This is a genomic window from Nonlabens sp. (assembly GCF_051251825.1).
Taxonomy (GTDB): Bacteria; Bacteroidota; Bacteroidia; order Flavobacteriales; family Flavobacteriaceae; genus Nonlabens.
Genome location: NZ_JBPOGG010000001.1, coordinates 471,917 through 486,741, shown reverse-complemented (window position 1 = coordinate 486,741; position 14,825 = coordinate 471,917). Strand labels below are relative to the sequence as shown.

Below are 14,825 nucleotides of genomic sequence, written 5' to 3'. Positions count from 1 at the left end.
CTACCCATTGAATAAGGCTTGGGAATTTTAGCATTTTTAATGGTAAAATGAATTAAAACTAAAAAACGTGGAAATAACAACTTACCATTCAACCGATTAAAACGATTTCCATCGAATAATCTAACATATATGATAAATACAAGTTAAATCTTAAACAATTGGGACGTCAACTTTTTAGGATATGGCTATATTTAGCGCAATAAACTTAAATTCCTATAAAATGAAAAAAATTACTTTAATTCTAATGGCGCTAGTGTCATTTAACTTTGGAACAGCACAGTTCTTAGAAGACTTTAATGGTGCCGGTGCAGCATTTCCTCCAGCAGGTTGGGCTGTTTATGATGGTGCAAATGGCCTTGGAACAACAGTTCAGTGGGCTCAAGCAGGTACGGATCCAGAATTCAGAGCACAATGTTTGTGGGAAGCAGTAACTCCTATGATGAGTGCCGAAGATTGGATAGTTTCACCTCTTATACCTATAAATTCAACTCAGAATGTATTATTATTTGATGCGACTGACTTAAATGCTGGTGAATTTGGATCTGAACTATCAATTAGAATTTCTACTACATCTCAAACAGATACAACAACATTTGTTGAAATAGAAAACTTAAACGAAGCTGAGTTAGGTAATAATACAAATGCTGTATTTACTTCTTTCAATGTTAATCTTGCTGCTTATTTAAATCAAAGTGTTTACATCGCTTTTGTTCACGTACAAAATGATGGTGATGCAATTACTTTTGATAATGTAGAAGTAGTTCAAGGTGCTGCATCAGTTCCTGGAAATGCTAACACTCCTACACCTGCAGATATGGCAACTGGAATCATCATAGACACATCTGATGCAAATGCAGATAATGTTCCAGATAACTCAATTCAATTTGGATGGATGGCTGATGGTTCATTAGGAGCTGTTGCTCCAGATGAATATGAATTTTTATTAGGTGATTCACCTACAACTTTAGTTTCATTAGGAACTGTTCCAGCTACGACTACACTTCCAATAGCAATTAGAGGTTTCTTTTATAATACTACTTACTACTGGCAAATAATTCCTAAAAACACAGCTGGACCAGCAACTAATAATCCTGTATGGAGTTTTACTACAGAAATGGGAACTATTACTGCTCCAGATGCAGCAATCAATCCTTTCCCTGCAGATATGGCTACTAATGTACCAATTGACACTGCAAATAGTGACCAAGTTACATTTTTATGGAGTGCTGCTGCAACAGGTGATGCACCAGAAGCTTATGGATTCTTTTTCGGTACAGATCCTGCAGCTTTAAACAGCTTGGGATCAACAACAGCTACTACTGTAGATTTAACAAATATGCTTCCTGGAACTACTTACTACTGGCAATTACAACCTAGAAACGTTGGTGGTATAAATACAACTGGTCCTGTATGGCAATTTATGACTGAAGGAACAGCATCTGTAAACGATCAAGTTGAAAACCTATTTACAATTAGCCCTAACCCAACAACTGATTTCTTAAACATTCAAACTGAAGAAATCATTAATAATGTTACTATTTACAATGGTTTAGGTCAACTAATCACTGAAAATGTAGAGGTTAAGAACAACCAGATTAAAGTTAATACTTTAAGCGCTGGACTTTACTTATTGAAATTAGATACTGATAACGGTTCTCAAACAGTACAGTTTATCAAGAAATAAACGATAAATTCAATTGTTTTTATAATAAGCACCTTATTTTTAAGGTGCTTATTTTTTTACATGAAATTCAAATTAACTTACTTAGTATTATTAGTTCTATCTACTCTTTCCTGCAAGAGTGATGATGATGACATGACAGCAGCTCCAGTCCTTACAAATGCAGTAACAATTTATAAAACTGGTGGTTTTCAAGATGGTTATATACTTGCTACTCCTTCATTTACAAACAAAACTTTCTTAATAGACAAGGAAGGATTTCCAGTTAAAAAATGGGAAAGTGATGATAATGCTTTAATGGCATACTTAGATAATGATGGCGGTATTTATAGAGCCATTCAACTCAATAATCCTGACTTTAACTTTGGTGGGCAAACCGGCGGAATCGAGAAACTTGATAAAGATGGTAATCAAGTATGGCAATGGGAATATAACAGTAATGATTTTATTTTACATCACGATTTAGTCATTTTACCTAATGGCAATCTACTAGCTAGCGTATGGGATAAAAAAGACTCTAGCGAAGCCATACTCAACGGTCGAGATCTCAATTTACTTTTAAGTAATGAAGTGTGGCCAGATCGCATCATAGAAATAGAACCTTTGGGATCAAATGGAGCAAACATAGTTTGGGAATGGAGCGTTTGGGATCATTTAGTTCAAGATTATGATAGCACTAAGAACAACTTTGGCTCAGTAAGCGCTCATCCAGAATTAATAGACATAAACAATCCAGCGACTGATGGGCTTGCAAATTTCAACCACATTAACAGCCTTGAATACATAGAAGAGTTTGATCAAATCGTTATGAGCAGCAGAATTTTTAGCGAGATATGGGTTATAGATCATAGCACGACAACAGCCCAAGCCGCTACCCATACAGGAGGAAATGCTGGAAAAGGTGGTGATTTACTGTACCGCTGGGGAAATAGCCTTGCACATAAAAATGGCAATGCTCAAGATCAGAAATTATTTGGTCAGCATGACGCTACTTACATTGCTAGTACTGAGAACTCTGGAGGAACATTTATGGTGTTTAACAATAATATAGATGATAACCTGTCTGCGGTAGTAGAGATTGCAGCTCCTATAGATTCTAATGGTAATTACATTATGATGCCTTATGAATCTACCGCACCTTTAGATTACTCATGGATTTATCAAGATAGTGATATTAAATCTCCTCGCACCTCTGGAGCTTATAGATTATTGAATGGCAACACACTTATCACAAGTGGAACTGGAAGAATACTGAGAGAAATAAATTCATCTCAAGAAATTGTTTGGGAATACTCTTTAGATGCTCAATTAGGCTTTGAGTTATCTGGTTCTCCTTTTAAGACGATTCAATATGAGAAGGATTTCCAAGGAATCATAAATGCACAAGTATCTATTCTTGATCCGAGTGATTATTAAGATGTAAAGATGGTTTGAATTCGCTTTCGCGAAAGCGTAATACCTACGACTTATTTGCTAACTGACCGCAGGCTGCATCGATATCCTTACCTCTACTGCGTCTCACGTTTACTATGAATCCAAATCTATTTAATTCTCGTTCATAAGCATCTACAGCTTGTTTAGAGGCTTGTTCAAAACGATCGTCATCTATTGAGTTGTATTCTATAATATTTACTTTACACGGTATCACCTTGCAAAATTCAACCAGCGCATCTATGTCTTCCTTAGTATCGTTGATGCCTTTCCAGACTACATATTCATAAGTCACTCTAGTGCCTGTTTTATCGTACCAATAACGTAGCGCATCCTTAATGTCCTCTAATGGAAATTGCTCATTAAAAGGCATAATTTTTACGCGCTTCTCATCAATTGCGCTATGTAAAGAAAGAGCTAGATTGAACTTAGGCCTGTCATCTGCGAGTTTTTTCATCATCTTGGGCACACCACTTGTGGAAAGCGTGATGCGCTTAGGAGACATTCCTAAACCGTCATCACCAGTGATTTTATCAATGGATTTAATAACGTTATTATAGTTCATTAATGGCTCACCCATTCCCATGAAGACTATGTTTGATAGTGGCCTATTATGGTAACTTCTACTTTGTTGATCTATGGCAACTACTTGATCATAAATCTCGTCTGGATTTAAATTGCGCATGCGCTTTAATCTCGCGGTAGCACAGAACTCACAATTCAAACTACATCCTACTTGAGAAGAAACACAAGCGGTAGTTCTGGTAGGTGTAGGAATCATTACAGACTCTACGGTTAATCCATCATGCAATTTCACTGCGTTCTTAATAGTACCATCTGTACTGCGCTGCATGTGATCTACTCGTATATGATTAATAACGAAGTGATCTTTTAAAAAAGCACGAGTCTCTTTTGAAAGATTAGTCATATCCTCAAAGTAATGAGCACCTTTCTTCCATAACCATTCATATACTTGATTACCTCTAAATGCCTGCTGACCTTGTTCCACAAAGTATGCTCTCAATTCATCTTGAGTATAGGATCTTATATCTTTTTTAATGTCTTTCAATGGAATAGCTATCAATTAAAACGCGCTGCAAAATTAGACAATCTTGCAGCGCGTTTCTATGTTAAGGAGTTAAATGTTACTCTTTAATTAATTTTTGAGTTATTGCTCCAGTTGCTGTTTCAATATTTATTAAATAAAGTCCATTTGCTACCTGTGAAAGGTTCACAAGATTAGAAGCAGCATTTAAATTTCCTTCTTGAACTAATTTTCCTGATAAATCATATATAGAATAACTAGCTTTTTCTTGTAAAGTAACATTGTAAAGACCTTTTGATGGGTTAGGATAAATCTCTACAGAAATAGCCGCATCATCAACGCTTGCAGTTGAATTAATTCCAAATTCTGTTACTTCAGTGTTTGTAAATTGTCCACCTGAGAAAATAAGCACATTGCTATCTGTTCTTAATTCATAACTACCATTTCCTTCTAGGCAACATATTCCATCACCATAAGAGTCGTTAATTGTGAAAATATAACATTCACCTTGTACAACATTTAAAGTCTCTGTAAAATTAGAATTACTTGCATATTGCGTAGCAGGACCTTGTTGTAAGATTGTTCCAGATAAATCTTCAAGAGACCATGTAGTTTCATCACCATAATCGTCTGTAGTAATACTAAACGTTACCGTATTGTTACCGTCATAAGCTGCTGTAGATTGCACTAAGTTTGAAGCAGAGTTGTTTGAAGTATCTTCATCCATTACTCCGTTTGGATTAGTAACATTAACTGTAAAGTTTTGTGGAGTAGCACCTACTACTTGAACTGGTAAAACTACCGTTGCAGAACTTCCTGGAGCGATATTCCCAGCATAAGTAATCGAATTGTTACTAGAACCTAAACCGTATAGTACAGATGCCGACGTAACCGCAGTTAATCCTATATTGTTAATCACAACGGAAGATGTTAATTCTGTACCACAAACTTCTGAATTTACACTAATAGCAACATCATTATTGAATTGTTGAGAGGCTGGGAAAGTATCTATAGTTAATACACCAGTATTATTAGGGTCTAACCAATCTCTCAATCTAGAACTTGCGGTGTTTCCAAAATCCCAAGCAACACCAAAACGACCGTAGTAATCGATCTGGTTATTATCATTTGTTCCGTTACAAGCTGCTGCACCACCTGAAAGCACACCTATAATCTGTCCGTTTTCATTAAATAATGGCGATCCTGAAGATCCAGGCTCAGTTACTCCAAGGTCCCAATCGCTTATCAACCACATCTCAGTTGTAGCATTACCATTAAAAGATCTTGTGTTACGCACAGCTCCTTGATCATCTCTACATACTTTTTGAATATCTCCAGAAGGATGGTGAATTCCGAAATTAATCGCTGGTGTTGCTGTAAGAGAACGATTCCATCCAGACCAAATCACATCTGGGCTAGCGTTAAAGAATCCTGTATCTGTAATTCTAACTAATGCTGAATCACTTTCACTACTACTCATTAATAATGTTGCTCCACTAGCAGTTTGATTAAAAGAACCTGTTATACTACCAGAAGTAGAAGCACAACGTGCTACTGTACTGCGCCAGTTAAAGCGGAATGCCCAACTACCTGTATTACTTCCTACACAGTGATTTGCTGTTAAGAAATATGGAGTACCATCGTTTGCTGTATTATTAACTAGAGCACCACTACAAACACCTGATCCTAGAACGATCATAGCAGCTGCTTTTTTCATATCCTCTTTTACTTGATTGATAGAAAATGGATCAGCTCCAGTAGGTGTGATATCACAATCTACATCTTGATTACAGTTTCCAGAATCATTAAGTGCTTTAAAATCTGAAGATTCACTTATATTTCTATAACCATGTACAACAGTTCCTATACCTAATTTACTTTGCCCAATAGAGTTACTAGGCTCAATAAATTCTATCCAAACATCATCAGATGCGATAGGCCATATACCTAAAATCTGTTGATCGTTATTTTGTTCATGTGTGTAAAGCTTAGAAACATCAGTACGATCATGAGAATAAACTCTCACGCTAGCACCTTCTTTTAACTTGAACCAGTCAAATAGTAAGTTAGTCGTGTACGCTCCAGGAGTTTGAATACGTATTCTCCATAATTGATCACCATTTGCAAGAGTAATAGTTTCTCCTGCAGTTGCTGGATCTAAGTCTGTTGCAAACTCATAACCAAATCTCCAAGGAATACTTTTATCGAGATCGTTAATTGCGTCTTCCTTTGCAAGTTCTCTATATGGAACACCTTCAAATTTTGCAATTGGTGCATTATATTGTTGTTTTAATTTCCATGAGATAGGCTTAGGACCTTCCACATCTTGCGCCCATAAAAAGGTGGACACAAAAGTTAAAATTAATAAGGCTGTAATTTTTTTCATAGTTAGGGATTTAAAGGTTTGCAATATACGTGATTAGCATAAAAAAACCGCTTAGAAATGCTCTAAGCGGTAAAATGTTATAGAAATGTTATAATTATTAATCGATGATCAGCATCGCGTCACCGTAAGTAGAGAATTTATACTCTTCTTTAATAGCTAGTTCATATGCTTTCTTCAATAAATCATAACCTGCAAATGCTGCCGCTTGCATCATTAAAGTCGATTTAGGATGATGGAAATTTGTAATCATCGCATTTGCTATACTAAACTCGTAAGGTGGAAAAATAAATTTATTAGTCCATCCTTCATATATATTTAAATGGCCATCACTACTTACTGCACTTTCGAGAGTACGCATAGTAGTTGTTCCTATAGCACAAACATTCTTTCTCGTATCAATTGCTTCATTAACAATGTCACAAGTTTCTTGAGTAATTTCAGCTTGTTCACTGTCCATTTTATGCTTAGAAAGGTCTTCTACTTCTACAGGAGCAAAAGTTCCTAATCCTATATGCATAGTAATATTAGTACGCTTAATTCCTTTAATTTCTAAACGCTTTAACAAGTGCTTAGAAAAGTGCAGTCCTGCAACTGGTGCAGCTACAGCTCCTTCATTTGTTGCATAAATCGTTTGATATCTTTCCTCGTCTTCTTCCTCAACTTCACGACCTAGTTCTCTAGGTAAAGGAGTCTCACCTAGATCTTTTAATTTTTCACGAAATTCTTCATAACTACCATCAAAAAGAAAACGTAAAGTTCTTCCTCTTGAGGTTGTATTATCGATAACCTCAGCCACAAGACTCTCGTCATCACCAAAGTATAATTTATTTCCAATTCTAATTTTTCTTGCAGGATCTACTAGAACGTCCCATAACTTAGTAGTAGGATTCAATTCTCTAAGTAAAAAAACCTCGATGCGAGCACCAGTTTTTTCTTTATTACCATATAATCTAGCAGGGAAAACCTTAGTATTATTAGTCACAAATACATCATCTTCTTCAAAATACTCTATGACGTCTTTGAACATTTTGTGTTCTATCTCGCCTGTTTTCTTATGTAGTACCATAAGACGCGATTCATCTCTATTCTCTGCTGGATGTTGCGCGACCAAGTTTTCTGGAAGTTCGTAACCGAATTGTGATAGCTTCATATATTAGTTTTATTTTGAACTTACAAATATACGATTCTGAGATAGGCGTTGTCAAGTAAATCGACACTTAAATTTCTGTGATATCGACATTTACCGCTTTTAAATCTTCCCAATACTGTGGATAGCTCTTAGTCACCACTCCAGCATCTTTAATAATTAAAGGTGTTATATATGATAATGGAGCAAAAGCCAATGCCATTCTGTGATCATTATAAGTATCAATAATGACCTCTTGCGGTTGTCTTTTTAAGGGCTTACAGTGGAGTGTTATAGAGTCTTGAGTTGTTGAGATCTCGCTTTCGCGAAAGCGTAATCCCACCGTTTTTAATGCCTCAATACGATCCGTTTCTTTAATACGTAACGTGTGTAATCCTGTAAAATGAGCGTTAATGCCTAAGGCCAAACATGTAGCAAAGATGGTTTGTGCTTGATCGGGTTCATTTATGAGATGAAGCTCAATATTTTGAACCACTTTCTGATCTGTCTTAGTTAAAGTAAGAAGGCCATTTTTAAATACCGTTTGAACACCGAAGAGCTCATAATAATCCTTCAACTTGCTATCTCCTTGAACTGAATCTTCAAAATAATGTTCTAAACTTAAAGCATATCCTGCTGGTTGCAAAGCCACCCAACTATACCAGTAACCTGCACTACTCCAGTCACTTTCTACAATAAGATTTTTAGTAGATGGATGCAATAATGGTTCAATTTTAATGGTAGTAGCCGAACTTTCTTTGCTCCATGAAAGGTTCACGCCTATAGATTCTAGATGCCTAGAAGTCATCTCTATATACGGTCGAGAGGTAAGATCGCCCTTAAGTTCTATTTCCAAACCATTTTCTAATGATGGAGCGATTAGCATTAAGGCAGTAATGTACTGACTGGAAACGGTTGCATCTATCTTTAACTTAGATTTTGAAATAAAACCACCATTGATTTGCAGCGGTGGATATCCTTCTTCTCCTAAGTAATTAATTCTTGCGCCTATAGATCTTAAAGCGTCAACAAGCACTTTAATAGGTCGCTGTTGCATGCGCTCGCTACCTGTTAAGACTATTGTTGAATTTCTCTTAGCAGAGAAATATGCAGTGAGAAATCGCATTGCGGTTCCTGCATGACCTATATCAATCGTAGTTTCCTGAGATGATAACGCTTGTTGCATGTGAATCGTGTCATCACTATTTGAAAGGTTCTTAATTTTTATGGATGGATACAGTGCTTTTAAAATAAGCAATCTATTACTCTCACTTTTTGAACCTGTGATTGTAAAAACTACTTTTTCATCTAGTAAGCTCTTGTTGTTTTTGAGCAGCAGGTCCATCACTAGCTTTTTAGCTTTTCATTATTATGATGCCTATCGTGGTCGCGCTCTGTTTTAAGTTGTAGCTTTTTTGCAAATGCACCTTCTAGATCAGTACCTGTTTGATTTGCAAGACAAAGTACCACAAACATAACGTCTGCTAGTTCTTCTCCTAAATCTTTATTCTTATCACTTTCTTTCTCACTTTGCTCACCGTATCTTCTAGCGATTATGCGTGCAACTTCACCTACCTCTTCAGTAAGTTGAGCCATATTAGTAAGCTCATTAAAATAACGCACACCGTGGCTTTTTATCCACTGGTCCACTTGTTCTTGTGATTGTTTAAGGCTCATAAACTTTAATTAATTCCTCAAAGTTAAGTACTATCTCTATTAATGAGACTACTTATATTTTCTTAAGAACTATTTTCTCTGATTCCTTTTCTACGATTTTACCATAAAAATCTTTCCAAAATTGATAATCATTTGGCATAACTAGATTTACATTTAGATTAAAATCAGAAGAAATAGTGATGATATTCCCATTTAGTTTTATAACATACATATAGTCAGCATAGCCGTTTCCATAGTTAACCTTTATACTTTCAGGCAGAGAAACCACAGTAAATCCTTCTGGAACTTTCATGTTGACAATGATTTTTTGAGAGACTGGACGCACTAAATCTATGGGCAAGGTTCTTTTTTCACTTTTAAATGGATTAACTGTGGTTGCTTCAAATAATAAAGGACTTATATATAGACTACCACCTATTTCCTCTGATGCATCTTCCTGTTCAAAATCGTAACTTATATCTAGAGGTTTACTTAAGTTATCTGCATTTTTAACAATCGCATCTTCCACGGTAAGTCCTAATTCATCTTCCTCAAGGTACTCCATCAATTTAGACGTATCACTTAAATCCAATCTGCTTCTATAGCGATACGCTTCATAATCAGTTAAACGCTTTCTAACTTTTCCTTCTACCAAGCCATCCTCAGTTAGGGAAACTTGTAAAAGTGTAGTTTCTTTAGAATTGATTTTAGGATTGAGGTCCACCCAGTAGGATGTTCCATCATTAATAAGTGCACGACCTTGCCAATTAAGTACACGAGAAGGCAGCACGTTTAAAGTAGATTTTTCTTCTGTAGCGTCTAGTAGAATAATTTTGCCATCTATCATAACAAGAGCTATCACATAGTTGAATCCTTCACGAGTTGGATAAAATGGGATTCCGTTATTTTTTGTGCTTACTAGTACAGGAAATGCTTCTAGTCCAGCATCGCTTAACATAGCTGTAAGTAGTAAATTAACATCTGCTACATTTCCAGAACCTTCCTTATAGGCATCTTTAATACCTTTTTGAGCATAAACTCCATAGTAATCATTCCATTTGACTTTTGATTTTACATGTTCAAAAATTGCCTCGACTCTATCCAATGGAGAAATATTAGAGCTTAAAACAGCTTCAAGATCTTCCTTAAAAAATTTGGTTTTCTCTAATTGATCTCCAAAGTTCTTACTATCACTAATCGTTTTGGCAACATTTTCCCAAGAAGTAGAGTACAAATCAAGCGCTTTTCCTGGAAAATTTTTCCCAGCCAACTCAATAATAACTTTTGATCTGAAATTATCTAAACTTCCAGACATTGGCTCATTTTCTAACGCAGGAACATCTTCAACCTCAACAAGCACTCTTTTTAACTCTTGAATTTTACCGTTGTCTTTGGTATTATCTTCTGCAAACGATGGAATATAAGCTGCACGCGGATTGAATGATACATTATAAATGTAGTAAGGCGGCAAAATCATTTTAATTTTCTCCTTTTTAATAGGAATAGTATATTGTAAATCAATATCATCCACCGTCACAAACGGAGACGTTATGGTGTATTTAAATTCAATTATAGAACCGACTTGAACGTCAGGCATTGTGAATTTTTTTACTTTCCAGTATTCATTAATTTCATCTTCAAAAACGCCATCCTTTCTAAGTTTCACTTCTTTTACTTCACCGTTCACTGATTTATATGTGTAACCTCTTAAACCTATTAATTGTTCTTCGGTAGAATTATTACGATTATACAGGCGTTCCATTTGGGTTGCCCATCTCAATCCATCTTCAGAATTAATAAGAATTCTTTCATGTACTTCTGTGTTTTTGGTATAACCTTCGTTATTGCTATATGGAAAATCGATTTCTACAGATCTGTATAGAACTACGGCCTCAGCATTTTTATCATCTTCAGTAAGACTATTAAAATCTTCAACAGACACTTTACCAAATTTGAAGTCTTGAGCGTTTAATGAAACACTTACAAGTAATAAAAAGAATACTATTTTTTTCATATTTAAATTTTTGCTAGAACAGCTCTAGATTTATCGTGCTTTACAACTTGAGATATGAATTCTCTAAATTCCTTGTATTGCTCACTCGGGAAAACACCTTTATTAATTTTTAATTCTCGAAATACTTTAATTGTAGTTGCGTCAACAGATTTAACCGAGACTTTATAATTACCAAATGGAGTATTTAACTCATAGTCTTCAGGTAATGCTTCAACTTTCAAGTCTGGACTTATGGTAATCGTATAATTATCAATGTCTATATAACCTCGATCTATTTCAACAGGTCTTAATCTATTTCTGTGCCTTTTAGGAATAGATTGACGTCTATTCAATACAATAGGTTGAAACAACAATCTTTCTCCTGATTGGGAACCATAATTTTCTGCTTGAATCGCTATAGATTCTGTAACTATTACTTTATCGACATCTCGTTGAACCTGTGCCTCTTGAATATTAATACCATTCATGTAGCCCCATTGTGATTTGTATCTTTTAAACAAATCATTTTTTGACATTCCTGCAAGTTCATCTCTAAAACTATACTGCCATCCAGCACTTGTTATTTCAACTTGGGCTTTTAAACTACCCATTGCATCAATTTCTATTTGAGCACTGGTAGATTGTGTATTACTTTCTGTATCATACACTGTTGTGTGCATGATTTTCCCACCTTCAGGAGTGACTACAAGTGCGTCTCTGTCATCTGTAAAACCAGCTATGTAACCAAACGGATTTGTTTTACTAGTACATTCTAACCATACATTTTTCTCATCATCGAGTTGCGGCATATATAAAATCATGTGATTTCCTTGAGTTGATGAAAAATCTTGATCGATATCTACTATACCACGACCGCCATATATAACAGCATGGTATGCTGGAATTCCAAGCTCTCTCAAAATTGCCAGCGTATAATTAGTAAGTCCTTTACAATCTCCATAAGCTAGATCATGTACCTCTTGAGCTAGAGCTGGTTTCCATCCACCTATTCCTACTTGAACACTGATATAACGAGATCTATCTTGCATGTACTTATAGACAATTGCAGCTTTTTCTTTATCTGTAATTGCATCCTTGGTAAGTTCTTTAACTTCGGCTAGAACACCTTCTGGTAATTCTGTCACATCTTGTAGTAAGGAATCATACATCCATTTACCGAATTGATTCCAATCTGGATTAATGCCTTCAACACCTTTCATTTCAAATTGCTCCAAAGCAATCTTTAAACGCGGCGCAAAAGTTGAAAAAGTAGGCGCATATTCTTCATAGCTAATCGCTGGAATATTTGTTCCTTGAAAATGATAGGGTGATATTTCCTCAATATTATAACCATCAAAATTCTCTTTTTTAAGCCTCACATTAATATCCGTTTCATTAATCACATTAATGGACGAAGATTCTGTACTTACACCATAAGATTCTAGCGGTCTCCAGCTGGGTAAAAATGCCGTAGACTTATACTTTACTTCTGCAGTATAATGCACCGTGACTGGATAAGATCTAGGAATATAACCTAGTGAAAGGTATCTTGAATCGCTATATAAAGTTGATCCACTTACAGAACTGTAATCCTTGAAATCCTTTCTCTTAACAACTTCAATTTCTTTACCAAAGGCATTATAAATAACAGCTTCCATTTTCTTAATAATGGTACTATTATCATATGCTTCTATAGCATCTACATTATCATAACCATTTTCATCAAACACGGTCACAATTCTATCTACTTCATAAATAACCTCATCGCGGTCATTAATAGTTAATGTAATATCGTTTTTTCTAATTATCGTATTTGCGCCTTCTTTTAAATCTACAGGTATGGTTAAGCTCATCAATAAGTTGTCTTGAGCCATAGTCATAGAAATACCTAGTACAAAAAGTAAAAATGTAAGAAATAGTTTATTTTTCATGGCATGCAATAACCGAAAAAAAACCTGATTGCTAAAACATTAGTTCAGAAATTCACTTTTAGTTAACATCTCTATAGACAGTAAAGAAATCTATTCCCTATTCAAACTATCTATCACAATGGTCACTGGTCCATCATTAACTAGTGCTACTTTCATGTCTGCTCCAAAGATTCCTGTTGGGATGGTTTTATCCAGCTTTCGCGAAAGCGTGTTTACAAAACTCTCGTATAAAGGAATGGCAATTTCTGGTTTTGCGGCGTTTATAAAGCTAGGTCGGTTTCCTTTTTTAGTGCTGGCATACAAAGTGAATTGAGAAATAACGAGTACGTTTCCAACCACGTCATTTACATTCAAGTTCATTTTACCGTCTGCATCTGAAAAAATGCGCATACCGGCAATTTTATTCACGAGCCAGTCGATGTCTTCCTGAGAATCTGTCGTTGTGATTCCTAATAAAACAAGTAATCCATGATTGATAGTTCCATGAGTTTTACCATTTATAGTCACGCTCGCTTCACTTACTCGTTGCAGCACTATTCTCATGGCGTGGTGTATTTATCGGCTCTGTAATTATCTTCATCACCATTTACTATTTGCACATAACTTTCATAACGACTCAAATGAATCTCGCCGGTTTCCACAGCAGCTTTTATCGCACATTTAGGCTCTTCTAAATGCAGACAATTATGAAATTTACAGTCTTGCTTGCGCTCAAAAATCTCTGGGAAATATCCGCCTATATCTTCTTTTTCAAGATCTACTACACCAAACCCTTTAATACCTGGTGTGTCAATAATACGTGCGTCAAAGTCCAGATCAAACATCTCTGCAAACGTAGTGGTGTGTTGTCCTTGTTTGTGTTGTAGACTAATCGCCTTAGTCTTTAAAGCAAGTCCAGGTTGGATCGCATTTGCAGTAGTGCTTTTTCCTGCACCACTATGACCGGCAAACATGCTCGTTTTACCTAGCATTTTTTCCTTTACAAGATCTATATTCTTACCAGTGGCGGCACTAATTGCAATACATTCATAATCGATGGATTTATACAAGTGCATCAACACGCGCACTTGATCCAACTCAGTCATGGAGAGCATTTCTTCACCAGTTTCTGGATCCAAGATTACCTCACCTTGATCATCATTATATGTATCTACTTTATTAAATAATAAAACCACTGGGATTTGATATGCGGCAGCGCTTACAAGTACACGATCAATAAATGAAGTAAACGTAGGCGGATTATTCAATGTGACAATCAAGAATAGTTGATCCACATTTGAAGCAATAATATGAGTTTGCTTTGAGAGATTTACAGACTTGCGCACGATATAATTATCGCGTTCTTCAATCTCATTAATGATTCCTATTTCTTCATCTCCTTTTTTCTCAATCTCAAATTCTACGCGATCACCTACAGCAACAGGATTAGTACTTTTAATTCCTTTGAGCCTAAATTTACCTTTAATACGACATGAATACATCGCACCATCAGTTCCTTTTACTTCGTACCAGCTTCCTGTAGATCTATATACGGTTCCTTTCATATCGCTGCGCTCAAAAAACAAAAACAAAATGA

The 14,825-nt window shown here is 35.7% G+C and carries 11 protein-coding genes; 2 read left to right on the top strand and 9 right to left on the bottom strand.

Translation table 11 applies throughout. From position 1 onward, the window contains the following. Positions 1-220: 220 nt before the first annotated feature. Both ACSHWW_RS02055 and ACSHWW_RS02050 read left to right on the top strand, forming a co-directional pair. On the top strand, positions 221-1,684 hold the full coding sequence (locus ACSHWW_RS02055; protein ID WP_435680738.1) for a choice-of-anchor J domain-containing protein: 1,464 nt from the start codon (positions 221-223) through the stop codon (positions 1,682-1,684). Positions 1,685-1,744: 60 nt separating this feature from the next. Next, a complete protein-coding gene (locus ACSHWW_RS02050) occupies positions 1,745-3,097 on the top strand; it encodes an aryl-sulfate sulfotransferase (RefSeq protein ID WP_435680737.1) in 1,353 nt (450 codons plus the stop codon). A gap of 43 nt (positions 3,098-3,140) precedes the next feature. Here ACSHWW_RS02050 and rlmN read toward each other — a convergent pair whose 3' ends face one another. The 9 genes from rlmN to rsgA form a co-directional block, all read right to left on the bottom strand. Further along, on the bottom strand, positions 3,141-4,181 hold the full coding sequence (rlmN, locus tag ACSHWW_RS02045) for a 23S rRNA (adenine(2503)-C(2))-methyltransferase RlmN (protein ID WP_435680736.1): 1,041 nt from the start codon (positions 4,179-4,181) through the stop codon (positions 3,141-3,143). 76 nt (positions 4,182-4,257) lie between these two features. Beyond that, positions 4,258-6,543 (bottom strand): T9SS type A sorting domain-containing protein, encoded by a 2,286-nt coding sequence (locus ACSHWW_RS02040; RefSeq protein WP_435680735.1) that lies wholly within the window; start codon positions 6,541-6,543, stop codon positions 4,258-4,260. Positions 6,544-6,640: 97 nt separating this feature from the next. Continuing rightward, positions 6,641-7,693: a tRNA preQ1(34) S-adenosylmethionine ribosyltransferase-isomerase QueA gene (gene queA / locus ACSHWW_RS02035; RefSeq protein WP_435680734.1), complete on the bottom strand. Its 1,053-nt coding sequence runs from the start codon at positions 7,691-7,693 to the stop codon at positions 6,641-6,643. Positions 7,694-7,760: 67 nt separating this feature from the next. Continuing rightward, the gene (locus ACSHWW_RS02030) at positions 7,761-9,014 is read right to left on the bottom strand and encodes a 3-phosphoshikimate 1-carboxyvinyltransferase (RefSeq protein ID WP_435680733.1); all 1,254 of its coding nucleotides are present in this window, start codon (positions 9,012-9,014) and stop codon (positions 7,761-7,763) included. A 2-nt stretch (positions 9,015-9,016) separates the two neighbouring features. Then, the gene (locus ACSHWW_RS02025) at positions 9,017-9,346 is read right to left on the bottom strand and encodes a nucleotide pyrophosphohydrolase (RefSeq protein WP_435680732.1); all 330 of its coding nucleotides are present in this window, start codon (positions 9,344-9,346) and stop codon (positions 9,017-9,019) included. Positions 9,347-9,398: 52 nt separating this feature from the next. After that, positions 9,399-11,339, bottom strand: coding sequence for a DUF3857 domain-containing protein (locus ACSHWW_RS02020; RefSeq protein ID WP_435680731.1), 1,941 nt, complete (start codon positions 11,337-11,339; stop codon positions 9,399-9,401). A gap of 2 nt (positions 11,340-11,341) precedes the next feature. Then, a complete protein-coding gene (locus ACSHWW_RS02015) occupies positions 11,342-13,249 on the bottom strand; it encodes a DUF3858 domain-containing protein (protein WP_435680730.1) in 1,908 nt (635 codons plus the stop codon). Positions 13,250-13,339: 90 nt separating this feature from the next. Then, a complete protein-coding gene (gene dtd / locus ACSHWW_RS02010; protein ID WP_435680729.1) occupies positions 13,340-13,792 on the bottom strand; it encodes a D-aminoacyl-tRNA deacylase in 453 nt (150 codons plus the stop codon). Beyond that, the gene (rsgA, locus tag ACSHWW_RS02005; RefSeq protein WP_435680728.1) at positions 13,789-14,793 is read right to left on the bottom strand and encodes a ribosome small subunit-dependent GTPase A; all 1,005 of its coding nucleotides are present in this window, start codon (positions 14,791-14,793) and stop codon (positions 13,789-13,791) included. The genes dtd and rsgA overlap by 4 nt, the downstream gene beginning before the upstream one ends. Positions 14,794-14,825 lie beyond the last annotated feature (32 nt).

Excerpts from the sequence above, each read along its gene's own strand:
- ACSHWW_RS02055 (WP_435680738.1), top strand. The coding sequence starts at position 221 with ATGAAAAAAATTACTTTAATTCTAATGGCGCTAGTGTCATTTAACTTT.
- ACSHWW_RS02050 (WP_435680737.1), top strand. The coding sequence starts at position 1,745 with ATGAAATTCAAATTAACTTACTTAGTATTATTAGTTCTATCTACTCTT.
- ACSHWW_RS02040 (WP_435680735.1), bottom strand. The coding sequence starts at position 6,543 with ATGAAAAAAATTACAGCCTTATTAATTTTAACTTTTGTGTCCACCTTT.
- queA (WP_435680734.1), bottom strand. The coding sequence starts at position 7,693 with ATGAAGCTATCACAATTCGGTTACGAACTTCCAGAAAACTTGGTCGCG.
- ACSHWW_RS02030 (WP_435680733.1), bottom strand. The coding sequence starts at position 9,014 with ATGGACCTGCTGCTCAAAAACAACAAGAGCTTACTAGATGAAAAAGTA.
- ACSHWW_RS02025 (WP_435680732.1), bottom strand. The coding sequence starts at position 9,346 with ATGAGCCTTAAACAATCACAAGAACAAGTGGACCAGTGGATAAAAAGC.
- ACSHWW_RS02020 (WP_435680731.1), bottom strand. The coding sequence starts at position 11,339 with ATGAAAAAAATAGTATTCTTTTTATTACTTGTAAGTGTTTCATTAAAC.
- ACSHWW_RS02015 (WP_435680730.1), bottom strand. The coding sequence starts at position 13,249 with ATGAAAAATAAACTATTTCTTACATTTTTACTTTTTGTACTAGGTATT.
- dtd (WP_435680729.1), bottom strand. The coding sequence starts at position 13,792 with ATGAGAATAGTGCTGCAACGAGTAAGTGAAGCGAGCGTGACTATAAAT.
- rsgA (WP_435680728.1), bottom strand. The coding sequence starts at position 14,793 with ATGAAAGGAACCGTATATAGATCTACAGGAAGCTGGTACGAAGTAAAA.